The sequence below is a fragment of the Nocardia vulneris genome, from assembly GCF_001613425.1.
Lineage (GTDB): Bacteria > Actinomycetota > Actinomycetes > Mycobacteriales > Mycobacteriaceae > Nocardia > Nocardia vulneris.
In genome coordinates this window covers 90,918-114,997 of the sequence record NZ_BDCI01000035.1, presented here as the reverse complement: position 1 = coordinate 114,997, position 24,080 = coordinate 90,918, and the positions used below count along the sequence as shown (strand labels likewise).

The 24,080-nt window shown below is 68.8% G+C and carries 20 protein-coding genes; 11 read left to right on the top strand and 9 right to left on the bottom strand.

Annotation, left to right across the window (positions count from 1 at the left end; genetic code table 11):
* Positions 1-110 precede the first annotated feature (110 nt).
* The gene (locus tag NVU01S_RS30360; protein ID WP_043667881.1) at positions 111-1,295 is read left to right on the top strand and encodes a T6SS phospholipase effector Tle1-like catalytic domain-containing protein; all 1,185 of its coding nucleotides are present in this window, start codon (positions 111-113) and stop codon (positions 1,293-1,295) included.
* Here the strand turns inward: NVU01S_RS30360 and NVU01S_RS30355 are convergent.
* A complete protein-coding gene (locus NVU01S_RS30355) occupies positions 1,292-2,959 on the bottom strand; it encodes an alpha-amylase family glycosyl hydrolase (protein ID WP_082031962.1) in 1,668 nt (555 codons plus the stop codon). The genes NVU01S_RS30360 and NVU01S_RS30355 overlap by 4 nt on opposite strands.
* Positions 2,960-3,103: 144 nt before the next feature.
* On the opposite strand from NVU01S_RS30355, the gene NVU01S_RS30350 reads away from it, so the two are divergent.
* Positions 3,104-4,699: a sugar ABC transporter substrate-binding protein gene (locus NVU01S_RS30350; RefSeq protein ID WP_043667879.1), complete on the top strand. Its 1,596-nt coding sequence runs from the start codon at positions 3,104-3,106 to the stop codon at positions 4,697-4,699.
* 6 nt (positions 4,700-4,705) lie between these two features.
* Here NVU01S_RS30350 and treY read toward each other — a convergent pair whose 3' ends face one another.
* The 3 genes from treY to NVU01S_RS30335 are packed head-to-tail and all read right to left on the bottom strand — an operon-like array spanning position 4,706 to position 9,880.
* Complete coding sequence (gene treY, locus NVU01S_RS30345; protein WP_244467188.1) at positions 4,706-7,138, bottom strand: malto-oligosyltrehalose synthase; 2,433 nt, start codon at positions 7,136-7,138, stop codon at positions 4,706-4,708.
* Positions 7,139-7,149: 11 nt separating this feature from the next.
* A complete protein-coding gene (gene glgX / locus NVU01S_RS30340) occupies positions 7,150-9,270 on the bottom strand; it encodes a glycogen debranching protein GlgX (RefSeq protein ID WP_043667877.1) in 2,121 nt (706 codons plus the stop codon).
* 58 nt (positions 9,271-9,328) lie between these two features.
* On the bottom strand, positions 9,329-9,880 hold the full coding sequence (locus tag NVU01S_RS30335) for a cupin domain-containing protein (protein WP_043667873.1): 552 nt from the start codon (positions 9,878-9,880) through the stop codon (positions 9,329-9,331).
* Here NVU01S_RS30335 and NVU01S_RS30330 point away from each other — a divergent pair.
* On the top strand, positions 9,839-10,291 hold the full coding sequence (locus NVU01S_RS30330; RefSeq protein ID WP_043667870.1) for a MarR family winged helix-turn-helix transcriptional regulator: 453 nt from the start codon (positions 9,839-9,841) through the stop codon (positions 10,289-10,291). The genes NVU01S_RS30335 and NVU01S_RS30330 overlap by 42 nt on opposite strands.
* 13 nt (positions 10,292-10,304) lie before the next feature.
* On the opposite strand, the gene NVU01S_RS30325 is transcribed toward NVU01S_RS30330, so the two are convergent.
* Entirely contained in the window at positions 10,305-11,249 is a 945-nt protein-coding gene (locus NVU01S_RS30325) for a bifunctional helix-turn-helix transcriptional regulator/GNAT family N-acetyltransferase (protein ID WP_043667867.1), read from the bottom strand.
* Between the two features lie 178 nt (positions 11,250-11,427).
* On the opposite strand from NVU01S_RS30325, the gene NVU01S_RS30320 reads away from it, so the two are divergent.
* The 3 genes from NVU01S_RS30320 (at position 11,428) to bioD (ending at position 14,937) form a co-directional block, all read left to right on the top strand.
* Entirely contained in the window at positions 11,428-12,705 is a 1,278-nt protein-coding gene (locus NVU01S_RS30320) for an adenosylmethionine--8-amino-7-oxononanoate transaminase (RefSeq protein ID WP_043667864.1), read from the top strand.
* Between the two features lie 39 nt (positions 12,706-12,744).
* Entirely contained in the window at positions 12,745-13,899 is a 1,155-nt protein-coding gene (locus tag NVU01S_RS30315; protein WP_043667861.1) for an 8-amino-7-oxononanoate synthase, read from the top strand.
* A gap of 363 nt (positions 13,900-14,262) precedes the next feature.
* On the top strand, positions 14,263-14,937 hold the full coding sequence (gene bioD, locus NVU01S_RS30310) for a dethiobiotin synthase (RefSeq protein WP_043667858.1): 675 nt from the start codon (positions 14,263-14,265) through the stop codon (positions 14,935-14,937).
* Between the two features lie 106 nt (positions 14,938-15,043).
* On the opposite strand, the gene NVU01S_RS30305 is transcribed toward bioD, so the two are convergent.
* The 4 genes from NVU01S_RS30305 to NVU01S_RS30290 form a co-directional block, all read right to left on the bottom strand.
* A complete protein-coding gene (locus NVU01S_RS30305) occupies positions 15,044-16,069 on the bottom strand; it encodes an ABC transporter substrate-binding protein (RefSeq protein WP_052280414.1) in 1,026 nt (341 codons plus the stop codon).
* 136 nt (positions 16,070-16,205) lie between these two features.
* On the bottom strand, positions 16,206-17,072 hold the full coding sequence (locus tag NVU01S_RS30300; RefSeq protein WP_209444782.1) for an ABC transporter ATP-binding protein: 867 nt from the start codon (positions 17,070-17,072) through the stop codon (positions 16,206-16,208).
* The gene (locus tag NVU01S_RS30295; RefSeq protein WP_043667855.1) at positions 17,069-17,407 is read right to left on the bottom strand and encodes a hypothetical protein; all 339 of its coding nucleotides are present in this window, start codon (positions 17,405-17,407) and stop codon (positions 17,069-17,071) included. The genes NVU01S_RS30300 and NVU01S_RS30295 overlap by 4 nt, the downstream gene beginning before the upstream one ends.
* Positions 17,404-18,435, bottom strand: a complete 1,032-nt coding sequence (locus NVU01S_RS30290) for a FecCD family ABC transporter permease (RefSeq protein WP_082031961.1) — start codon at positions 18,433-18,435, stop codon at positions 17,404-17,406. The genes NVU01S_RS30295 and NVU01S_RS30290 overlap by 4 nt, the downstream gene beginning before the upstream one ends.
* Positions 18,436-18,662: 227 nt before the next feature.
* Between NVU01S_RS30290 and NVU01S_RS30285 the strand changes: the two genes are divergently transcribed.
* The 5 genes from NVU01S_RS30285 (at position 18,663) to NVU01S_RS30265 (ending at position 23,931) form a co-directional block, all read left to right on the top strand.
* A complete protein-coding gene (locus NVU01S_RS30285; RefSeq protein WP_043667853.1) occupies positions 18,663-19,832 on the top strand; it encodes an alpha/beta fold hydrolase in 1,170 nt (389 codons plus the stop codon).
* 64 nt (positions 19,833-19,896) lie between these two features.
* On the top strand, positions 19,897-20,988 hold the full coding sequence (locus tag NVU01S_RS30280; RefSeq protein ID WP_043667851.1) for an ABC transporter substrate-binding protein: 1,092 nt from the start codon (positions 19,897-19,899) through the stop codon (positions 20,986-20,988).
* Positions 20,988-21,848 (top strand): ABC transporter permease, encoded by an 861-nt coding sequence (locus NVU01S_RS30275; RefSeq protein WP_043667849.1) that lies wholly within the window; start codon positions 20,988-20,990, stop codon positions 21,846-21,848. Before NVU01S_RS30280 ends, NVU01S_RS30275 begins: the two co-directional genes overlap by 1 nt.
* Positions 21,824-22,585 carry an ABC transporter ATP-binding protein gene (locus NVU01S_RS30270; RefSeq protein ID WP_175068926.1) on the top strand — a complete coding sequence of 254 codons (762 nt, stop codon included), beginning with the start codon at positions 21,824-21,826 and terminating at the stop codon, positions 22,583-22,585. Before NVU01S_RS30275 ends, NVU01S_RS30270 begins: the two co-directional genes overlap by 25 nt.
* Complete coding sequence (locus NVU01S_RS30265; RefSeq protein ID WP_043667846.1) at positions 22,582-23,931, top strand: LLM class flavin-dependent oxidoreductase; 1,350 nt, start codon at positions 22,582-22,584, stop codon at positions 23,929-23,931. Before NVU01S_RS30270 ends, NVU01S_RS30265 begins: the two co-directional genes overlap by 4 nt.
* Positions 23,932-24,080: the final 149 nt, after the last annotated feature.

Genomic DNA, 24,080 nt, shown 5'->3' with positions numbered 1-24,080 from the left:
GGACGGCGTTGGAAACACGCGTCTTTCATTAACATCCCCGCAGTGTCACTCGATGATTCGAGTAGTCGAGTACGCAGGTTTCCAATGGATCCCAGCGGGAGGATGAGTCCATGAAACGCCTGGTCGTATGTTGTGACGGCACCTGGAAAGCCGAATCGAGCAGCACGGTATCGAACATCATCAAGATCGCGCAGACGATCCGGTTCGACGCGCCCGGCCCGACGGGGGAGAAGATCCAGCAGTGGGTCACCTATGTGTCCGGGCCCGGTGCCCGGGGCTTCCTCGCCGACCGGCTGATGGGGGGCGCGTTCGGTCTCGGTCTCGAGGCGAACCTGTCGTCCGCGTACTGGCACCTGGCCCTGAACTGGGAGCCGGGCGATGAGATCTACATCTTCGGTTTCAGCCGCGGCGCGTTCACCGCGCGCAGTCTGTCCGGATTGATCGATCGGATCGGCATCCTCACGCCCGAGGCGATGATCAGCGGCAAATATCCGAAGGCGCTCGAGATCCACCAGCAGGTGCCGCCCAAGGACGGCAGCATTCCGGCGGCGTGGACGAAATTCCGCAAGGACAATTGCCATGTCGAACAGCCCAAGGTGAACTTCCTCGGCGTCTTCGACACCGTCGGCGCGCTCGGGGTGCCCGGGCTCACCTCGCTGCGGTATCGGTTCCACAACGTCAAACTCGCGCCGAGCGTGCACTGCGCGCGGCAGGCGCTGGCCATCGATGAGCGCCGGCGCAACTTCGAGCCGTGCCTCTGGGAGGTGCCGGTCGAGCCGAATATCAAGTACCGCAGGGGTTTCCAGCGGGTGAAGCAGGTGTGGTTCGAGGGCGCGCACAGTGATGTCGGGGGCGGCCACAAGGAATGCGGGCTGTCCGATATCACGCTGCGCTGGATGGTGCGCGAGGCCGAATCCGTTGGGCTCGCTTTCGATCACGATCGGCTGGCGGCGCTGTCCAGAGGATGCCTGGCCTCGGGTGGAAACCACATGAAGTTGCATCCCTCGCTCGGCGTCGGCTACCGCGTGCTGAATGTGCTGCGCACGCTCCGGCATCCGCGCAGCCCGCGCTTCTACCTGGATTCCTGGCGTCGCCTCGCCAACGGCCACGAGCAGGGCATCCGGCTGGCCTCACTGGTCAACGAGGCCGACGACTACCTGCCGCCCAACCTGCGCCGCTGGCGCGCCCGCTTCGGCGGCATGTTCCCCGAAGAACTGCTGGAAAAGGTCACCCCGGTCTCGGTGCACCTGCTCGACGAAACCGCCGAGCCGGACCCGGCTCTGGCTCCCGTCTAGCCCGCAATATGGTTGCGCCGCAACCAGACCGCGGTATCGGGCGGTAGTTCGAAAGTCGGGCCGGTCGTACCGACCGGCCCGCTGGCGACCAGCACGGTGTAGTCCGTGGGTGCGATGGCGCTGACCACGGAGTGTGCGCTGACGTTCAGCACGCAGCGAAAGCCGTTATCGCGCGCGAACATCAGGAGGCCGTCGCGGTCGGGTACCCAATGCAGTTCTCCGCGTAAATTTTTGCGGTGCCGCAGCGCCGCAAGGTAACACCGCAGAGTCGAGTTCGGCTGCTGTGCTTGCCTTTCCACGGTGTAATCGGCCCAGTACGCGGGCTGTGGCAGCCACGGGGTGCTGCCCTCGGGGCCGAACCCATAGGGCGGGGCCGACCCGGCCCAGCCGATCGGCACCCGGCAGCCGTCGCGGCCTTCCTTGCGTTGCCCGCGGGCGCGGGCGCGCAGGAAGATCGGGTCCGCGCGGACCTCGTCGGGCAGCTCGACCTCGGGTAGCCCGAGTTCCTGCCCCTGGTACAGATAGACGGCACCGGGTAAGGCGAGTAGCAGCAGCGCGGCGGTCTCGGCCCGGCGCTTACCGAGTGACCCACCACCGAGCCGGGTGACGAGGCGGGGTACGTCGTGGTTCTCCAGCACCCAAGTGGCGGTAGCGTTTTCCTTGGCGGTCGCGGCCAGCCAGTCGTCGACGGCGCGGCGCAATCCCGCCGTATCCGGCCACTGCTCGGCCGTGAAGCGGTGCAGGAATCCGTCGAAGTTGAATACCTGGTGTAGGCGCCGGTCGTGTATGTAGGCGGACAATGCGGTGACGTTCGGGGCCCACGCTTCGCCGATCAGCAGCCGATCGGGATAGCGATCGGCCACCCGCCGCCAGCTCGCCCACAGGTCGAAGACCTCGGGCCGCCCCCAGTAGGGGGAGTCCTCGGTGGCCTCGAGCATCCCGGCCGCCGCGGATTCCGGGTCCACGTCCGGCAGCATCGGATCCTTGAAAAGCCCATGGGCGACATCGATCCGGAATCCGTCGATACCTCGGTCGAACCAGAAGACCAGGACGTCTTCGAATTCCGCGCGCACCGCCGGGTCGGTCCAATTCAGGTCCGGCTGTTCCGGCGCGAACATGTGCAGATACCACTGTCCGGTGCCGGTGCCCGAGTCGTCGCGGATCTGGGTCCACGCCGAACCGCCGAACAGTGACCGCCAATTGTTCGGCGGCGCTTGGCCGTCGGCGCGACCGGCCCTGACGATGTATCGCCCCGGCTCCGGTGCCCCCGCCTGGATTGCCGCCAGGGTCGCACGGAACCAAGGATGACGGTCGGAGGTGTGGTTGGGCACGATATCGAGCAGAACTTTGATCCCGAGAGCGTGCGCGTCCTCGATCAGGGCCGCCATATCCGCCATGTCGCCGCAGTCCGGTCGGATGCCGCGGTAGTCCGACACGTCATAGCCGCCGTCGGCCATCGGGGACGGATAGCACGGCGAGAGCCATATCGCGGACACGCCCAGCTCGCACAAATAGGGCAGTTTCGCGCGGACGCCGGCCAAGTCGCCGCGGCCATCGCCGTCGGTGTCCAGAAAGCTCGGTAGATACACCTGATAGCAGACGACATTCGCATGCCATGACCCGATCTCGGTCGCCTCGGGTTTTCGCGCGGACCGCCGCTGCATCCGGCCAGTCTAGGTGCGTTCCCGGCGCGTCGCAGGCGGCTTCGCCGCCGATCGACCCTGTGCTGACCGGCAATTCACTAAACTGGTGCGTCATCCGATCAGGTACGCGATCGTCGTGCCTGCGGGACAGAGGTGCACAGATCGATGCAGTGGGGCGACTTTCCGACCTGGATCAGTTCGATCGCGACAAGTCTCGCGCTGGTCGGTGCCGCAGTCGCTGCCCGCGTCGCGTACAAGGTGCACGGAATCGAATCCAACCGGGACAAGAATCACGAAGAATTCACGCGGCGCGCTCAGGCTGCCGTGATCTCTGCCTGGTGGGGGCGCGACCCCACCGGGACGCCAGACCGTTGGGGCATTTTCGTGCGCAACGCCTCGAATGCGCCGGTCTACCAAGCACATCTGGAGGTACACGGCGGCGGTGCCCGGCTCAGCTGTCCTACGCTCGGGCTGCCTGTGGTGCCGCCGGGGGAGACCGAGGTCTTTCATGCGATCGACACGGTGCTGCCGAATCCGGCGGATCGCTATGCGCGCCATGCCCTGGCGGACTGTCAGGTGGCGCTGACTTTCACCGATGCGGTGGGCACTCGGTGGCAGCGGGACCGGTACGGCAGGCTCGCGCTGGAGCCGCGGCGCGAGCTGCGAATCTGGGGACCACCGGAAGCAGGGGACATTCTCGACGGTTTCGCGGCGGATTCGCTGGCCCGCTACAACGTCCAGATCGACTGCGATACCGGCACCATCGGCGCCGAGTTGCAGAGCAAGTTCCTGCGGGCCGCGCCGCCGCCGGATATCTTGATCGCGCCGCACGATTGGCTCGGTGAGCTGGTCGAGCGCCGCTGCCTCGACCCGGTGACGCTGCCTGACGTCTATCGAGACGTCTTCGCCCCGGCGACGATCGAGGCGATCACCTATGCGGGGCGCCCGTATTCGCTGCCTGCGTCGCTCGATACTGTCGCGCTGGTCCGCAATACGCGGTTGGTCCGCACTGCGCCCGAAACAATGGACGAACTGCTCGAAATCGGCGACCTGTTGCGGCGGCGGCGTACCGGCGTGGACGAGATACTCGCGGTCCCGGTGGGTGCGGCAGGCGACCCGTTTCATATCTGGCCGTTGCTCAGTAGCGCGGGCGCCTGGCTGTTCGGGTACGCGGACGACCGCTGGGATCCACGCGTCAACGGCATCGGCACGCCGGAGACGACGGCCGCGTTCGAACGGCTGCGCGGACTCGGTCTCGACGGCGTGATCCGGCCCGATATCGAGCACGGGAAGGCGTTCGAATTGTTCGTCTCCGGGCGGACGGCGTTCCTGCTGACCACCTTCGGCCCGGTGGCCAAGGCGATGCGACTGGGCATCGATCTGGCCGTCAGCGCGGTGCCACGTTTCCGCGATGGCGCGGACGCGCTGCCCTTCGTGGCCGTCAACGGCTTCCAGATCGCCGGCGGCGGGACGAACAGAAGCGTTGCGACCGAGTTCGTTTCGGACTATTTCACGCGGGCGGCGGTGGTGCGGGCGATGGATTCGCTCGGCACGCTGCTGCCGCCCGGTGCCGAGGGGGTCGCCGAAACTCAGCGCATCTTCCTGGAGCTGTGCAAACAAGGACGGCCCATGCCGTCTTTCCCGCGGATGCGGCAGGTCTGGCGCGAGCTGGCCAAGGCCGAGCTCGACCTGCTGAGCGGCGCGGACGCGGCGACCGTCGCGCGGATCACCGCGCGCGAAATCGACCGCTACCTGGACTGATCCCGGTCAACGGACGAGCAGGGCGACTGGGAGGCGGGCGAAGAGGCGCTCGATGCGGATGCGGCCCTGGAAGGTGTGGCCGGTGAGGCGATCGATCCAGGTGCCCTCGGGGAGTTCGAGAGCGGTGTCGCCCCAGCCGGTTTCGGCGAGGCCGACGCTGTGCCGGGTGGCCGCGACGATGATCTCGGGCGCTTCGGCGGGCCGGCCGCGGGTGTAGGCGATCAACCGCTGGGCCTCGCCGCCGGTGCCGAAGAGCGGAGCGTAGGTGCCGCCGACGAAACAGTCGGGGCGTTCCCGCCGCAGCCACAGCGCGTAGGCCACGATCCACATCTTGACCGCGCCGGTGACATCGAGTTCCGGTGTGCCGGTGAGCGATTGCAGCATGCCCGCGCGCAGGGCGAAATCGACCGGTCGCCGGTTGTCCGGGTCGACCAGCGAGTCCTCCCAGAGTTCGCAGCCCTGATACAGATCGGGGATGCCCGGGCCGCACAGCTGCAACAGCTTCTGCGCCAGCGCGTCCGACCACGCGTGCGGTGCGAGCCGATGCACGAGATCGCCGAGTTCGGTGCCCACCGGCCCGTCGATCACCGCGTCCACCCAGGTGTGCACCTCGTCCTCGAAGGCAGCGTCCGGTTCCTCCCAGGAGGTCTTGGTGCCCGCCTCGCGAATCGCCTTCTCCGCGAACTGGTGCAGACGCTCCCGGAAGCCGGGGATCGCCGCCGCGGGCCTGCCGTCCGGCGGCCACACGCCGAACATGTTCTGCAGCAGGAACAAGGTGGTGGCGCCGTCGGGACCGGGCGCGGTCTCCTGCCACGCGGTGACGCTGCGCGCCCAGTCCTTCGCCGCCTGGGAGAGCACGCCGATCCGCGCGCGCACGTCCTCGCCGCGCTTGGTGTCGTGGGTGGACAACGTGGTCATGGTGGCGGGCCAGCGTTGCGCGCGTTCGATATTGGCGAGATGGAACTCGATCAGCGAGCGCCCGAAGCGGGCCGGGTTACCGCCCATCTCCTGTAGCGACACCAGCCGGGCCGCCTGATAGAACATGGTGTCCTCGACCGCCTTGGCCAGGATCGCGCCGCCGACCTGATGGAAGCGGGTCACCGCCTCACCGCCGATGGCCAGCGCCGCCGTCAGCACCGCGAGCGGGTTGGTCAGCTCGCTGTTGCGCCGTTCCACCTCGGTGATCACGGCGGCGGTCATCCCGGCCAGCGGCGCGTAATCGGTGCGGTAGACCGGCATGAACGCCAGTACCTCGATGGTCGCGTTGGTCAGCGCCATCGTGTCCACCGACTCGGCGCGTGCGTCGCGTTTGATCGCCGCGACCAAACGCCGGACATCGGCGGTGAGCACGGTTTCGGCGACGGCCCGCTTGATCCGGTGCTCGGTTTCGGAGATCCAGGCGCGGTCGCTGCCGTGTCCGGCGAAGCGACAGGACAATTCGGTGAGCGCGGGCTCGCCCTCCGGATCGATCAGCACCCCGCCCACGTCGGCGAGCGCGTCGTAACCGGTGGTGCCGTCGATCGGCAGGGTCGCGTCCAGCGGCTCCCGATTGGACAGCACCTTCTCCACGAGCAACAGCCGGTTCGGCCCGATGATCTGGCGCAGGCGGATGAGATACGCACCGGGATCGGCCAATCCGTCCGGGTGATCGATCCGCACGCCGTCGATGATGTCGTGCGCGCACCACGCCGCGAGCTCGCGATGGGTGATCTCGAAGACCTCCGGGTCCTCCTGCCGGATGGCGGCGAGCCCGCCGACGGTGAAGTACCGGCGGTAGGTGCACACCCCGGCTTTCCAGCTGACCAGGCGATAGTGCTGCTTGTCGTGGATGCGCAGGGCGTTGTCGCCGTCGGTGCCCGGCGCGATCGGGAAACGCAGATCATGCAGTGCCAGCATGGGTTCGGCACCCGAACGGTCGACAGTGAGTGCGGCAGGGTCGTTCTCGCTCTGCAGCACGGGCAGGGCGAGGCGCCCGCCTGCGCCGTTGCCCGCGCTCCAATCGATGTCGAAATAGTGCGCGAAGGGTGACTCGCGGCCGTTGCGCAGCACATCCCACCACCACGGGTTCTGCCGCGGGTCGGCCACCCCGACGTGGTTGGGCACCAGGTCGACGAGCAAACCCATACCGCGACTGCGTACTTCGTCCGAGAGCGCCTTCAGTCCGGCGGGGCCGCCGAGCGCCGCGGACACCGTGGTCGGGTCGGTGACGTCGTAGCCGTGCGTCGAACCCTTCGTCGCGGTGAGGATCGGCGACAGGTACAGGTGCGAGATGCCCAGCTGCTGTAGGTATTCCGCGATCGCGCGAGCGTCGGCGAAAGTCAGTGCGTCAGGGCGTAGTTGCAGCCGGTAGGTGCTGCGGATCGTGGTCGGGCGGGCCTGGGTCCGGCGCAGCGAAAGTGGGTCGGTCACGTGGGTCTCTGTCGCATCCGAGGGGGTCATGGGCGGTGGGGTCATCCCGCGTGCCGCAGCACGAGCAGACAGCGGGATTCGACGGCGACCGTGGCCGCCGCCGGGTAGTGCGCGTCGGCGATACCGGTCGGCGTCGCGCAGTCCAGCGCGACCGTCCAGGACATGCCGTAGTCGGAGTTCGGCAAGGTGAAATCCATCGCTTCGTCGTGGGCGTTGAAGCACAGCAGGAACGAGTCGTCGGTGATGCGTTCCCCGCGCGGATCCGGTTCGTGGATGCCCATGCCGTTGAGGAACACGGTCAGCGATTTGCCGAAACCGCTGTCCCAGTCCGCGGTGGTCATCTCCGAACCCTCCGGGGTGAACCAGGCGACGTCGCGCGCGTGATCGCGCGAACGCACCGGCCTGCCGTCGAGGAAGCGGCGCCGCCGGAAGATGGGGTGCTCGGTGCGCAACGCGATCACGTTGCGGGTGAAATCGAGCAGGTCCGAATTCTGCTGCAGCAGTGACCAATCCATCCAGGCGAGCGGGGAGTCCTGGCAGTACACGTTGTTGTTGCCGTGCTGGGTGCGGCCCATCTCGTCACCGTGCGCGAGCATCGGCACGCCCTGGCTGAGTACCAGTGTGGCCAGCAGATTGCGGCTCTGCCTGGCGCGCAACGCGAGGATGTCCGGGTCGTCGGTGGGGCCTTCGACACCGCAGTTCCAGGACCGGTTCCAGCTCTCGCCGTCGCGGTTGTCCTCGCCGTTCGCCTCGTTGTGTTTCTCGTTGTAGGACACCAGGTCTCGCAGCGTGAAACCGTCGTGCGCGGTGACGAAGTTGATGCTCGCGCTGGGCCTGCGCCCGGTGGCCTCGTACAGGTCGGAGGAGCCGGTGAGCCGGGAAGCGAACTCGCCCAACGTGGCCGGCTCGCCGCGCCAGTAGTCGCGCACCGTGTCGCGGTACTTGCCGTTCCATTCGGTCCACAGCCCGGGAAAATTGCCGACCTGGTATCCGCCCTCGCCGACGTCCCACGGTTCGGCGATCAGTTTCACCTGGCTCACCACCGGATCCTGTTGCACCAGATCGAAGAACGTGGACAGCCGGTCGACATCGTGCAGTTCGCGCGCCAGGGTGGCGGCCAGGTCGAAGCGGAAGCCGTCGACGTGCATATCCAGGATCCAGTAGCGCAGCGAGTCCATGATCAGCTGCAAGGTGTGCGGGTGGCGCACGTTCAGGCTGTTGCCGGTGCCGGTGTAATCCATGTAGAGCGCGGGGTCGTCGTCGACGAGCCGGTAGTACGCCGCGTTGTCGATGCCGCGGAAGCCGATGGTCGGGCCGAGGTGGTTGCCCTCGGCGGTGTGGTTGTAGACCACGTCGAGGATCACCTCGATGCCCTCGGCGTGCAGCGCGCGCACCATCGCCTTGAACTCGGTCACCGCCGAGTCGGCACGTTTGATCGCGGCGTACTCGTTGTGCGGGGCCAGGTAGCCGAAACTGTTGTAGCCCCAGTAGTTTCGCAGGCCCTGGTGCAGCAGCACCCGGTCCTGCAGGAACTGGTGCACCGGCATCAGCTCGATCGCGGTGACGCCCAAGCCTTTCAGGTGCTCGATGATCGCCGGGTGCGCGATGCCGGAGTAGGTGCCGCGCAACTCTTCCGGGACGTCGGGGTGCGTCGCGGTCATGCCCTTGACGTGTGCCTCGTAGATCACCGTCTCGTGGTACGGCCGGTTCGGCGCGCGGTCGGTGCCCCAGTCGAAGTACGGGTTGATCACCACGCCCGCCATGGTGTGGCCGAGCGAATCCAGCCCGTGCGTGTACAGCGACGGGTGGTCGTCGAACGCGCCGTCGAACGCCTTGCCGTACGGGTCGAGCAGCAGTTTGCTCGGATCGCAGCGCAGGCCGTTCTCCGGGTCGTAGGGGCCGTGCACCCGGAATCCGTAGCGCTGACCCGGCCCGACGGCCGGCAGGTAGGCGTGCCACACATAGCCGTCGACCTCGTCGAGCGGTACCCGCGACTCGGTGCCGTCGCGGGCGATCAAGCTCAACTCGACGGCGTCGGCAACCTCCGAGAACACCGAGAAGTTGGTGCCCGCGCCGTCATAGGTCGCGCCCAGTGGGTAGGCGGTGCCGGGCCACACACCGAGTGGTGTCGCGTCACCGGACGCTGCGTCGGGCTGAGCCATAGGAACGACACTAGCGGCAGCGGTGATTCGGGTGCTGCGGGTGGTTGGGACCTGGCGCTCAGCGGGCGTCGGCGGGGGTGGGCAGCCAGCGCCGCCGATAGCCGAATCGAACCGCCAGTCGAGCCAGTCCGCCCAGCACCGCGCGTTGCGCCCACGCGGGGAGACCGGCCAGGTAGCCGTCTTGGTAATCCCACAGCAATGCCAGCGCGAGCGGGTCACGCGGCACCCGGCCGCCGGTTGTTCTGCCCGCGATGTCCAGGTTGTGCCAGAGCTGGAACATCTCCCAGTGCCGCAGGGGCGGCCGGATCTCGTGGTCGAACACGGTGTCGGCGGTCTCGCTCCAGAACTCGTGCACGGTGCCGGCTGGTGCTGTCACCGTGTCGCCGGGATTGGCGATCACCTCGACCCCGTCGATGCGGTACCGGTTGCGGCCTTGCCGGATGGTCCACTGCTCGGTGAGGACCGGGTGCCAATGCGGACCGGCCTGGCGCCCGGCCTGCGGCAGTGTGTGGCGCAGCCGCAGGTAGGGACCCTGTTCGTCGGTTCCCTCCGCGACAAACGTGACGCGGTGCCCGTTGCGGACGCCACCCTGCTGAAACTGCTGAGTCAAGCCACCACCGCCTACGAGCGCGCACTCAATCGGGAGCTGCGTGCGCGCCTCGACGACCGGCTCCGGCCCGCGCACTATGTGGTGTTCCGCCACCTCGACCCGGCGGGGTCCCGGATCACGACCCTGGCCGAGGCGGCCGGGATGACGCAGCAGTCGATGGGGGAGTTGGTGATTCATCTCGAGCGCTGCGGGCTGGTCGAGCGGCGGGTCGATCCGGTTGATCGGCGCGCCCGGCTCGTGGTGCTCACCGCGGCCGGCGAGACGGCGCTCGGCATTGCGGCACAGCAGATTCGGCGGATCGAACACGCGCTTGCCGACCGGCTCGGCGCGCGCCGGTCGGCGGAGTTGCGTCGGGCGCTGGCTGCGGCGCGGGATGCGCTGGACGCCGAATTCGCCTATCCTGCCGAATGATTCGTGCGGGGCTTCAGCGTGCGGGACCGAGTGATCGGCGCCAGGTTTGGCCGATCAAGTCGGCGCCCCAGCTGTGATGCGGGCTCTCCTCGGCGAGTTCGAAACCCGCGCGCTGATAGATGTGCCGGGCCGCGGTGAGCACGTCGTTGGTCCACAGCACGATCTCGCGGTAGCCGGCCGCGGTCGCGAAGCGCAGGCATTCCTCGACCAGTGCCGAACCGACGCCGAGGCCGCGGGCGGTGGGCTCGACGAGCAGCAGGCGCAAGCGCGCGGTGGTCTCGTTCTCGGCGACACAGAAGATGCTGCCCACCGGCGCGCCACCGGATTCGGCGATCCAGGCGCGCTCGCGCTGCTCGTCGTGTGCGTGCAGGTAGTCGGCGACGATGCGGACGATCAGCTCCTCATACGTTCCGTCCCAACCGTATTCGTCGGTGTAGAGCCGGGCGTGCCGCTCGATGACCCAGCCGAAATCGCCCGGCGCGGGCGGGCGGAGAGTGAACGGGGGTGCGGCGGCGGCGTTGGCCGGATGATCGAGGATCTGCTGGATGGTCCGCATCGCGGTGACCAGCCGGGCGCGGGTGGCGGGCGGTTTGGCGTTGAGCAGATAGCCGATCTCGTCGCTGGAGCGTTGATCGAGCACGGCGAAGATCTCCTTGCCCTTGGCGGTCAGCCGCACCTCCTGGCGGCGGCCGTCGCTGTCGGAGCGGTTGCGCAGCACCAGGCCCTCGCGTTCGAACCGGGTCAGGATGCGGCTGAGGTATCCGGCGTCGAGATCCAGTGTCTGCCGCAGGGTTACCACCTCGGTGATCCCGGAGTTGGCCAGCTCGAACAGGATTCGCACCTCGGTCAGCGAATATTCGCTGTCCAGCAGCCCTTCCCGGAGCACGCCGATGACTCGGGTGTAGCGGCGGTTGAACTCCCGGACTGCGGCGATATCGGTGGCGGCGACGGTGGTCACGACGGCTCCGTTCCTCGGTGACGTCAAAGTAGATCGTTGACTGAGTCAAAGAATACGCCGCGCGGGCTGGTGGCGTCGGAAAATGCCGCCGTCGCCATTCCGGCGCAGCTCGGGTGGTAACTTGAACGCTGTTCAAGCCCGTGCGTGCGGCCGGGCAGTCGCGACCGCGAGGATTCCTGTGGCACTGACACCTGACGAGATCACCGCCATCGACGCCAAACATGTCTGGCACCCCTACGGCGGATTTCCGGCCACCACCGAACCGCTGGTGGTGGCCGAAGCGGCCGGCGCCCGGCTGACGCTGGCCGACGGCCGGGTACTGGTCGACGGGATGAGTTCGTGGTGGGCCGTCATCCACGGCTACCGGCACCCCGTGCTCGACGCCGCGCTCGTCGCCCAGTCGCAGCGGATGAGTCACGTCATGTTCGGCGGGCTCACCCACGAACCGGCCGCGCGCCTGGCCGAACTGCTCGTCGAGATCACCCCCGCCGGACTGGACAAGGTGTTCCTCTGCGATTCCGGCTCGGTGTCGGTCGAGGTCGCGGTCAAGATGTGCCTGCAATATTGGCGCAGTCAAGATATGCCCGCGAAGCGGCGGCTGCTGACCTGGCGCGGCGGGTACCACGGGGACACCTTCACCCCGATGAGCGTGTGCGACCCGGCGGGCGGCATGCACGCGCTGTGGACCGACGTGCTGGTCGATCAGCTCTTCGCGCCGCTGCCGCCCCGCGACTACGAACCCGGCTACGTGGCGGAGTTGGCGCGGATGATCAGCGAGCACGCCGACGAACTCGCCGCGGTCATCGTGGAACCGATCGTGCAGGGCGCGGGCGGTATGCGCTGGCATCATCCGCGCTATCTGACCGAGCTGCGCAGGCTGTGCGACGAACACGGGGTGCTGCTCGTCTTCGACGAGATCGCGACCGGATTCGGCCGTACCGGAACGCTTTTCGCGGCCGATCAGGTCGGCGTGCGCCCGGATGTGCTGTGCGTCGGCAAATCGCTGACCGGTGGGTACCTCACGCTCGCCGCCGCGCTGTGCACCTCGCAGATCGCCGAGACGATCAGTGCCGGGCACGGCGGACTGATGCACGGCCCCACCTTCATGGGTAATCCGCTGGCGTGCGCCGTCGCGGTCGCCTCGATCGAACTACTGCGCGCGCGGGACTGGCGCGGGGAGGTGGCGCGGATCGCGGCCGAACTCGAAACCGGTCTCGCCCCGGTACGCGCACTGCCCGGTGTCGTGGACGTGCGCGTGCTCGGTGCGATCGGCGTGATCGAACTCGACCGTCCCGTGGACATGCGCACCGCGACCGACGCCGCGGTCGCGGCCGGCGCCTGGCTGCGGCCCTTCCGCAACCTGATCTACACGATGCCGCCGTTCGTCAGCACGACCGAAGAGGTCGCGACGATCACCGCGGGAATGCGGGCCGCGGTCGAGGCGCAGGGAAGCTGAAGGTGCTACTTGAACGGTGTTCAAGTATGCTGCGGAGCTGTGACTATCGATCCGTTGAGCTGGTTGGACGAGCGTGCTGCGGCCCGGGTGGCCGCGGGGTTGCGCCGGGAGTTGCGGCCGCGGGCGGCGCAGACGCCGTCGATCGACCTCGCCTCGAACGACTACCTGGGGTTGGTGCGCCATCCCGAGGTGATCGAGGGGGCGATCGATGCGGTGCGGCGCTGGGGTGCCGGGGCCACCGGCTCCCGGCTCGTCACCGGTACCACCGCCGCGCACGCGGAACTGGAAGCCGACTTGGCCGAATTCGTCGGCGCCGAAGCGGGACTCGTGTTCGCCTCCGGGTACGCCGCCAACCTCGGTGTGGTCACCGCGCTGGCAGGCCGTGGGGCCCTCGTGGTTTCGGACGCGGGCAGCCACGCTTCCCTGGTGGACGCGTGCCGGTTGTCGCGGGCACGAGTGGCGGTCGCCGAACACCGCGATGTCGAAGCCGTCGACCGGCTGCTGGCCGAGCGCACCGAGGAGCGGGCGCTGGTGCTCACCGACTCGGTGTTCAGCGCCGACGGTGACCTCGCGCCGCTGGTCGAGTTGCACCGGGTCACCCGGGCGCGTGGTGCGGTGCTGGTCGTGGACGAGGCGCACGGGCTCGGGGTGCGCGGCGCCGGTGGGCGCGGTCTGGTGCACGAACTGGGGCTGGCCGGTCAGCCGGATCTGGTGATCACCGCGACCCTGTCGAAAGCCCTTGCCGCGCAAGGCGGTGTCGTCCTCGCCGCGGAACGGGTCCGCGCCCATCTCGTCGACGCGGCCCGCACCTTCATCTTCGACACCGGGCTCGCCCCCGCCGCCGTCGGCGCGGCCCACGCCGCCCTCCGCGTGCTGCGCCGCGACCCGGACCTGGCGGCCCGCGTGCTCGACCGCGCCGCGGACATCGCCCGCATCGCGGGGGTGCCCACCCCCGAATCGGCGGTCGTGTCAGTGGTACTCGGCAAGGCACAAGTCGCCTTCGACGCGGCCCAGCAATGCCGAGCCCGCGGCCTCGACGTCGGCTGCTTCCGCCCGCCCTCGGTCCCGGAGGGCACCTCCCGCCTCCGCCTCACCGCCCGCGCCAACCTCACCCCCGCCGAGATCACCACCATCGCAACAATTCTCGGCCCGGTCCTCACCGAAGCCCGCGCCCCGGAAATGGTGCACACCTGAACCCGGGCAGTGCCCGAAAGCCCCTGGCGTGCGGCAGGCACAATTCCCGCACCCCTTCCGTCTTCCTGCACCCCCTCTGCCCCACGAAAGCGAGTGCGGGAGAACAGAAGGAGTGCGCGAGCGGCGGCGAGTCCTCGGGGCGGACAGCATGCGGGGCGCGAGCAAGCTTGGGGCGGAACGGGTTGCGGGCGAGCTCGCTCGTGTACCGGAGGTGTGCCGGGTGTGGTGCATTTTCCGCACCCCTTCTGTGTTGCCGCACTCGCTTTGGCATGTGGGAACGGGTGCGCGAACACGGAAGGGGTGCGGGGAGTCGGGGAGGGCGTGGGGGGAGCAGGATCGTCTATTCGAGAGTGAGGTGTGGGTGTGGGTGTTTTGTTGATCACCGGGACGTCTACGGATGTGGGTAAGACGGTGGCGACGGCGGCGGTTGCGGCGGTGGCGCTGGCACAAGCAAAGTCGGTGGCGGTGTGTAAGCCGGGGCAGACCGGGGTGGCGCCGGGCGAACCCGGCGATCTCGCTGCGGTCGAGCGGCTCACCGGGGTCACGCGGACTGTGGAGTTCGCGCGATACCCCGATCCGCTGGCGCCGGATACCGCGGCCCGGCGGGCCGGACTGCCGGAGCTGACGCTGGCCGAAACCGTCGCGGGCATAGCCGAACTCGGTGACGCGGACCTGGTGCTGGTGGAGGGTGCGGGTGGGCTGCTGGTGCGGCTCGGTGATTTCACCCTGCTCGACCTGGCCGAAAAGCTCGCCGCCCCGGTACTGGTGGTGTCCGCGGCCGGGCTCGGCACCCTCAACCACACCGAATTGACCACCCGCGCACTGCAAGCCGCGGGCGTGCGCTGCGCGGGCGTCGTGGTCGGCTCCTGGCCCACCGAACCCGACCTCGCCATGCAGTGCAACCGGGTCGACCTGCCGCGGCTCACCGGTGTGGGCCTGGTCGGCTCGATCCCCGCGGGCGCAGGCTCCTGGCCGCGCGTGAGCTTCACCAGCGCGGCCCCATCCTGGTTCGACCCGGCCTGGTCGCCGTTCGCCTGAACTCGCGCACCCCTTCTGCGCTCACGCACCCGCTGTGCCGTGCCACAGCGGGTGCGAAGACCCAGAACGGGTGCGATGACTCGGCAGGGGTGCGGGAGCAAGGTGCTCAGCGGAGGGCGTCGTCGGCGCGGGGTTCGATGGTGGAGGCGGGGACGAGGTTCCAGCGTTCGAGTTGTTTGCGGATCTGTTCGGCGGCGTCGATGTTGAGCGGCCCGCTGGTCCACATGGCGTAGGGGAGGTTGAGGAAGCGGCCCTCGGTGACGGCGCGGAGCTGATTGATCCCGGGCTTGCTGCGCAACGCGTCCAGTTTCTGCGCGAAGGTCTGCGGCGGATAGTCGACGAACATGATGGCGTCGGGGTCGGCGGCGGCGAGCCGTTCCCAGGACACCCGCGTCCAGGTGTCGGGCACGTCGCTGAGCGCGTTGCGTCCGCCCGCGGCGTCCAGGATCGCTTGGGGCGCACCGAAACTGCCGCTCGACATGAGCGAGTCGGTGGCGCTGTCGAACAGGAAGATGGTCGGTTTGCGTTCCGCCTGCGGCGCGGCATGCAACGCGGCGAGGCGCTGGTCCAAGTCCGCGGTGACCTCGGCGGCGCGCTCGGTGCGTCCGGTGATCGCACCGAGGTTGGTGAGATCGGTGCGCAGCGCCGTCCACGGCTCGACGATGCCGCGCGGCTTCTCGCCGTTGCGCTGGCGGCAGCTCTCGGTGAGCGTGTAGGCCGCGATACCGGCCTTCTGCAACGAATCCGGGGTGAGGTTCTTCGCCTCGTCGTACCCGTAGCTCCAGCCGGCCACCATCACGTCGGGGCCCTGCGCCAGCACCGTTTCCCGGGACGGATACTCCGGCGCAACGGATTTCAGCTGATCGACAACAGGGCCGTAGTGCCTGCGCAGCGTATCGGCATCGCGCTGCACACTCGACACCGCGACGGTCTGGTCTTGCGCGCCCAGCGCCAGCACCATCGAGATCAGGTTGCCGTCGTTGACGAACAACCGCTGGGCCGGCGTCGGAAAGCGCACGTCCACATCGCAATTCCGCACGGTCAGATCCCCACCCGCCGATTTCTCGGCACTACATCCGGCTACCGCCGCGGCCAAGGCCACCGCCATCAGCACCCGCAACCCGTGTCTCATCCCTCTACCTCTCGTCGATATTTCGAAAGCACTGCCGAACCGCCTGATCTCGCGCGATCAGACCTGATGCGTTGCAGGCGGGCTGGATAGGCCGTCTCCGCACTGCTCGACCACCGATCGGAGCCGCGTACTCCACTCATGGCAGGCGCGGGGTGATGAGCAGGTGCGGGTGACCGGTCGTCGGGTGCGGCACCCGCAGGGCTTGCACCGCGAAGACGGCCTCGACGATGTCGGGGGCCAGCGCGGTCGCCGGTGGCGCGAGCGGATGCGCGGTGCCGTTGTGCAGCACCAGGATCCGGTCGCAGTAGCGATCGGCCAGCGTGAGGTCGTGCAGCGCCATGACGACGGTGCGGTGCAGGGTGCGAGCCAGCGCCAAGAGCTCCAGCCGGTGGGTGATGTCGAGGTGGTTGGTGGGTTCGTCCAGCAGCAGCACCGGGGTGTCCTGCACCAGTGCCCGCGCCAGTAGCACCCGCTGGCGTTCGCCGCCGGAGAGGTGATGCACCGGACGGTCGGCGAACCCGGCCAGATCGACGGTGGCCAAAGCCTGTTCGATCGCCTGCTGTTCGCGCGGTGATCCGGCGCCCCACGGCGGCAGATACGGGGTGCGGCCGAGCGCGACCACCTCACCGGCGCGCAGGTCGGCGGGCGGCCGCTCGTCCTGCGCCACCGACGCCACGGTCCGCGCGCGCCGCCGGGCCGACAACTCGTGCAGCGCCAGGCCGTCCACGAGCACCCGTCCACGCACGGGCTTGCGTACTCCCGCGAGCACTTGCAGCAGGGTCGTCTTCCCGGTCCCGTTCGGCCCGACGATCCCGATCGTCTCCCCGGCCCGCACCGTGAAGCTCACGTCGGACACCACCGTCCGCCGCCCCGCCGCACAAGCCAAGCCTTCGGCCACCAGGACGCCGCCTTGTTCGCGCTCGGCTCGTTGCGCGAAGCCGCCTGTGTGCGCGCCGATATCGTCGCGACGGACCGAGTCGGCCGCTCTGCTACGCCGGTTCATATCCTGCGGCCGTTCGCGCCGAGGCCACCGCAGCGCAGCAGATCGGCCGCACCGTCGCAGTGGACCGACAGCTCCGCTCGGCTCGTGCGCTCCGCGTCGGCCGTGGTCGCTCGCATGACCCTCGTGATGCGGGCGCCGCGGCGCGGAGACCAACCCGTACCGGTGAATCCGTTGCGCCGGTTCATATCCCGCTGTCGTTCGCGGCGGATCAGATCGCCCAGCGCCGGCCCGGCACCGTCGTGGCGCGGCGCGGGCGAGTGCGCGGTGTTCGGCAGTTCGGCGGCACCGGCGGGCCGAAGCGAATCCCCTTCGGCGGGGCTGTTGCGCCGGTTCATGATTCACCGAAGCGGTAGCGGCGGCGGCCCATGAGGATGAGGAAGGCGGGGGCGCCGATCAGTCCGGTGAGGACGCCGACGGGGATCTCGGTGGGGCGCACGACGATGCGGGTGAAAGCGTCGGCGACAACGAGGAACAGGGCGCCGCAGAGGGCGCACGCGGGCAGCAGGCTGCGGTGGCGCGGACCGACCAGCAGGCGGGTGGCGTGCGGCACGACCAGGCCGACGAAGCCGATGCCGCCGGAGACCGCGACGAGCACGCCGACGAGCACCGCGAGCAACACGAACAATCCGATGCGAAGTTCCTTCACCGGAACACCCAGTGACGCGGCGGTATCGGCGCCGACGGTCAGCGCGTCCAGCCAGCCGCCGGTGGCCAGCAGCACGACGCCCGCCAGGGCGACCACACTGAGCGGCAGCGCGATTCGCGTCCAGTCGGCTCCGGCGAGACTGCCGAGCAACCAGAACAGCACGGATTGGGCGGCGGCCGGATCGGGCCGCCGGAAGATCAGGTAGCTGCTCAGCGCGGCGAAGGCGGAGCCGAGGACGGTGCCGGTGAGCACCAGGCGCAGCGGCGTGAGCCCGCCCTGCGCCACGGCGATCAGGAACACCAGCGCCGCTGCGATGAACGCGCCGACCAGCGCACCGCCGGAGAGCGCCCACACGCCCGCGCCGGCGAACAGCCCCGAGGTGATGACCGCGGCCGCGCCGACTCCCGCTCCCGAGGACACGCCGAGCAGGTACGGGTCGGCGAGCGGATTGCGCACCAGCGTCTGCATCGCGGTCCCGGCCAGCGCGAGCCCGGCCCCGACGATCGCGGCGAGCACGGTGCGCGGCACGCGCAGTTGCCACACGATGGTGTCCAACCCGAAATCGGTGGGCGGCTGCCCGGTGAGCCGGTGTCGCAGCACCTCGACCACCGCGGAAACCGGCAGGTTCTCCGCCCCGAAACCGGTGGCGACGAGCATGGCGCAGCCGAGTAGCGCCCCGAGTACGGGCAGCACGATCGCCGTGCGGGCACGGATCATCGGCGTTGCTCCACAGGCAAGTCGCGGCCTCTCCAGAGTTGCGCGGCAGGGGAGGTCTGACTCTCGCCGTGGTGGCGATCACAGTGGCGCGACCGTACCGGATTCGCACCGGTTTCCCGCACCTGCCAGGTAGGACGGGGGAACTCTACCGGTCGGTCGGGTTAACACTCGCGCGGGGCCGCGTGGGACATGGCGACGGCCCGGTTCCGTTACCTACAGTGGGGAAGATGTCGCCGTTCGAAGATCGGCACCCGTCCACTGTCGCGGACTGGGACGACGCGCGACGCAGAGCCCGGCTACGGGAAACGAACCTGTGGCACGAGTGGAAGTCGTTGCGCCGGACCAAGTCGGCCATGGTGCGGGTGCTCGTACTGCTCGTCGCCGTACTCATCTGCTACGCGCAATATCTGACCTTCGATGTGCAGCCGGAAGCGGCGCGCCTGGCGCGCACCGACCCGGCGATCCTGCCCGTCGCGGCACCGGCCGACCCACGCGACTGGGACACCGTGGTGGTGGACATGGTCGGTCTGGGCAACGTGGACGCCAGCGCGACCGCCGCGGCCCTGCCCTCGCTGCGCCGGATGGGCATGGTGTGGGCGATCCGCTACGACAACGAAGGTATCGACACCAAGGTCATCGCCGAGCTGATCGTGCGCGCCGCCGAGCTGTCCGGGTTGAAGAACGTCGTACTGGTCGGGCACAGCATGGGCGGGGTGATCGCGCTGGAGGTGGCCAAGCACATCCATCTCGACAGCGATCGCAGTCTGGTGGGGGTGATCCTGGACTGCACGCCGGTAGACCTGAACGCGGTCCGCCCGGAGAGCCGCGGTCGCGGCGAGGACATGGTGCGCTGGATGCGCTGGCTGCCCGGCGCGCGGGAGAGCAGGCTGCTGCGCCTGGCGGTGGAAACCTATGCGCGGCGGGACCGTTTCGTCTCGCACGGCGGGGGCGGCACGCCGCCCGGCATCCGCTTCGCTCAGTTGCGTGACGTGCTGGACGAGGTGCTGCGGGAGAAGATCTTCTCCCGCAACGCGGCGAGCAACGGTTTGATCGAGTCGCAGTTCACCGCGATCGTCGCGGGCGGCGCGACGAACGATCTGCGCGCTCTGGCCACGCCGGTGGACGGAAAGGCCCGTCCCGCTGTCGTTTTCATCCGGCCCCGGGACGCGAGCCGGGACCGGGTGGTCGATGTCGAGTACTCGCACCGGGTGCTGATCGAACAGGCCGGCGGAGTCGACGGCACCCTCTCGGTGGTGCAGGCGCGAAACACCGGGCACGCCAACCCGATGCAGCGTCCGGTGGAGTACAACACGGTGATCGAGCAGCAGATCGTGCCCTTCATCCAGCGCTACCAGCAGCAGGTCCGCACGACGATCAGCTCGGCCGCACCGCGCTGAGGCAGTTCGAACCAGCCTGAGACAAACGGTGTTCGGGCCGGTTTTGTCTTGTTTGAATCCGAGTATGTACCGACCACGCACGTCCCTGTTCGGCCGCCATGGCCGCACCACCGCCGCATTGCTCGCCGTGGCAACCGTTGCGACCCTCGGACTCACCGGCTGCGCGAACAACGACAAGCCGGTCGGTCCCGTCGCCGATACGCCGCTACCCGTAGAGGTTCCGGCCGGAACCAAAATCGTTGTCGCCGACCAGCAGGAGCGATTGCAGACCGCGCTGCGGGTGTCCGGCGAGCTGGACAAGTTGCCGTTCGAGGTGGAGTTCGCCAACTTCATCGGCGGCCCCGCGATTTTGGAGGCTTTCCGCGCCGAAGCGGCAGATATCGCGCCGGTCGGCGACGTCCCGCCGATCCACGCGTTGGCCGCAGGCCAGGACGTGCCGATCGTGGCCGCCTACCAAACCAGCAGTACCGCACTGAAACTCGCGGTGGCACCGGGCAAGCAGATCAGCAAGCTGGCCGATCTCGAAGGCAAGAAGATCGCCTACGCCGAAGGCACCGCCCAGCAGGCCGCGGTGCTGCGGGCACTGGACAAGGCCGGGTTGAAACCCGCTGACGTGCAACTGGTCCGGCTGCAATTGGCCGAGTTCCTCGACGCGGTGCGGACCGGTCAGGTGGACGTCGCCCCGTTGATCGAGCCCAATGTCACTCGGCTGCTGCGCACTCCGGGTGCGAGCCTCATCCCGGACAGCGAGACCGAAGGCATCTACGGCGGCCTCGCCTACCTCTACGCGCGCCGCGCGGTGGTGCAGGATCCGGCGAAGGCGGCCGCGACGCGTGCCCTGGTGGGCGCCTACATCCGCGCCTACCAGTGGACCAACACGCACCAGGACGAATGGGCGCGCAAGTACTACATCGACAACCAGAAGGTGAGCGCGGACGACGCGAAGCGCATCGTCGATTCGCTCGGCATTCTCACCTTCCCGCACCTGAACCAGCAGCTCGTGGACCGGCAGCAGGCCACCATCGACGCCATCGACAAGGCGGGCGAGCTGCCGAAGAAGGTGCAGGCGGCCAAGAGCTTCGACCTGCGCTTCGACGCCGCGATCACCGAGGCGGTCAACGCCAGCGGCGCCGCCCACGCACCGAAGGAACGCTGATGGCGACACTGGACGCAGGAGTACTCGGCAGGCTCGGGCGCGGCCGTGCACGGGCCACGGCCCTGGCCGAACGTAAACCGGCCCGGCGCAGGCTCGGTCCGGGACGGCCGATTCCGTTCGGCGTCGCTCTCGGCCCTGCGCTGCTGATCGTGGCCTGGGTGCTCGGATCCGCCTCCGGCGCACTGGATCCGGAGACGTTGCCCGCGCCGTGGGTGGTCGCCCAGACCGCGGGCGACCTGGCCGCGGACGGTCGCCTGCAATCGAATCTGCTGACCTCGGTACAGCGTGCCGGGATCGGCCTGGTCATCGGCGTGCTCGCCGGCCTGATCCTGGCCTTGATCGCCGGGCTGAGCCGGATCGGGGAAGCCGTGGTGGACGGCCCCATTCAGATCAAGCGGGCGATCCCGACCTTGGCGCTGATTCCGCTGTTCATCGTCTGGTTCGGTATCGGCGAGGAGATGAAGCTGGTCGTCATCACGACCAGCGTGGCCATCCCGATCTACCTCAACACCCACGCCTACCTGCGCAGCGTCGACGCCAGATACGTGGAACTCGCGCAGACCGTGGGACTTTCGCGCTGGGGGTTCATCCGCCGCGTCGCGTTGCCCGGATCGCTGCCCGGCTTCTTCATCGGGCTGCGGCTCGCGGTCACCATCGCGTGGCTGGCCCTGGTGGTGGTGGAACAGGTCAACGCGACCAGTGGCATCGGCTACCTGATGACCCAGGCCCGCACCTACGGGCAGATCGACGTGATCGTGGTCGGTCTCGTGATCTACGGCCTGCTCGGACTTTTCGGCGATCTCGCCGTCCGCGCGGTGGAAAGGAAGGCGCTGTCATGGCGATCGACACTGGGCGACTGAGCGTGGTGCGCACCCGGGAGTTGCGCCGCGGCTTCGGCGATCGCGTCGTGCTGCGCGACCTCGACATCGATATCGCGCGTGGCGAATTCGTCGCCCTGCTCGGGCGCAGCGGTTCCGGCAAGAGCACTCTGCTGCGGGCGCTCGCCGAATTGGACTACGACGTGCCGGGCTCGGGCGGGCTGATCGTGCCCGCCGAACGGGCTGTGGTGTTCCAGGATTCGCGGCTGCTGCCGTGGGCGCGGGTGCTCGACAACGTGATTCTCGGCTTGACCGGCGGCGACGCGGCCGAACGCGGTCGTGCGGCACTCGCCGAGGTCGGCCTGGCCGGTCGCGAAAAGGCCTGGCCCCGGGAGCTTTCCGGGGGCGAGCAGCAGCGCGTCGCGTTGGCCCGGTCGCTGGTCCGGGAACCGGAGTTGCTGCTCGCCGACGAACCGTTCGGCGCGCTCGACGCGCTCACCCGGATCAAGATGCACGCGCTGCTGCAGGACCTGTGCGCCCGGCACAAGCCCGCCGTGCTGCTGGTCACCCACGATGTCGACGAGGCCGTGCTGCTCGCGGACCGGGTGCTGGTGCTCGACGACGGCAGTATCGCGGTGGACCAGCGCATCGACCTGGAACGTCCCCGCCACCACAGTGATCCGGCCTTCAACCACTACCGGTCCCTGCTGCTGGCCAGCCTGGGCGTCGGTCCCGCCGGTCAACCGGCCCTTCGTGCGGAAGAGAAACAAGCCTCATGAGTACTCCCCGTCAGCTCAGCCTGAACGCGTTCATCTACCCGTCCGGCCATCATGAGGCGGCGTGGCGGCATCCCGACAGTCAGCCGCACCGGATCTACGACGCCGCCTACTACCAGGAGATCGGCCGCACAGCCGAGGCCGCGAAGCTGGACGCGGTGTTCTTCGCCGACGGCCCGGCGCTGCGCACCAACGTCGAGCACAATGCGGGCTCCGGCCTGGAGCCGATCACGCTGCTCACCGCGATCGCCACGGCGACAACACATCTCGGGTTGATCGCGACCGCCTCGACGACCTACTACGAGCCGTACAACCTGGCCAGGCTGTTCTCCACGCTCGACCACCTCTCCGGTGGCCGCGCGGGCTGGAACATCGTCACCACCGGGACCGATCTCGCCGCCGCCAACTTCGGTTTGGCCAAACACCCCGACCATGCCGAACGTTACGCGCGGGCAAGGGAATTCGTGGACGCGGTGGTCGCGCTGTGGGACAGCTGGGAAGACGACGCCATCGTGCTGGACCAGGCCGGCGGGCGGTACGCCGATCCCGCCAAGATCCACCCGATCGACTTCGCCGGCGAATACCTGCGGGTGCGTGGGCCGTTCAACGCACCGCGCACGCCGCAGGGTTACCCGGTACTCGTCCAGGCCGGGGCCTCCAACGAAGGGCGTTCGTTCGCGGGCAAATACGCGGAGGCGATCTTCACCGCCCATCAGCGGCTCGAGGACGCGCAAGCCTTCTACGCCGATATCAAGGCCCAGGCGGCAGGTTTCGGACGTGCTCCGGAACACGTCAAGATCCTGCCCGGGATCAGTCCGTTCATCGGCGACACCGAGGCGGCGGCCAAGCGGCTCGAACGCGAGTTCAATGAGCTGACCGTGCCGGAATACGGTCTGACCCAGCTGGAGAACATCGTCGGCAAGAGCCTGCGGCACCTGCCGCTGGACGGCGATATTCCGGTCGACCTGTTCGACGACGCGGGCGATGTCACCGACAACGGCCGCAGCAGGCTGCAGGTCGTCGCGGGCATCGTGCAGCGCGAGCGGCCGACCGTGCGCGGTCTGCTGCACCGGCTTGCCGGTGCGCGCGGGCACCGGGTGTTCGCGGGCACACCGGAACAGGTCGCCGACACCATCGAGGAGTGGTTCCGCAGCGGTGCCGCAGACGGTTTCAACGTGATGCCGCCGTACTACCCGGGTGGCCTCGAGGTGTTCGCCGCGACCGTCGTCCCGATCCTGCAGGAACGCGGCCTCTTCCGCACCGAGTACAGCGGCACCACGCTGCGCGACCATTTCGGCCTGCCCCGCCCCGAAAGCCGTTTCGCCCGCCGTCCCGCGCTCGCCCAGTGAACGCGCCGGTCCGACGCGTGCCCGAACCGGCAGTCGTGCAGCGGGATTCCGCGGGATCTCGAGTAGGGGTACAGCGGCGCAGGGAGTTTCGGCCGCGGTCCCTCGGCCGCGCCCAGCCGGCGCGGTCGTGATGAGCGCGGTCGCGCACC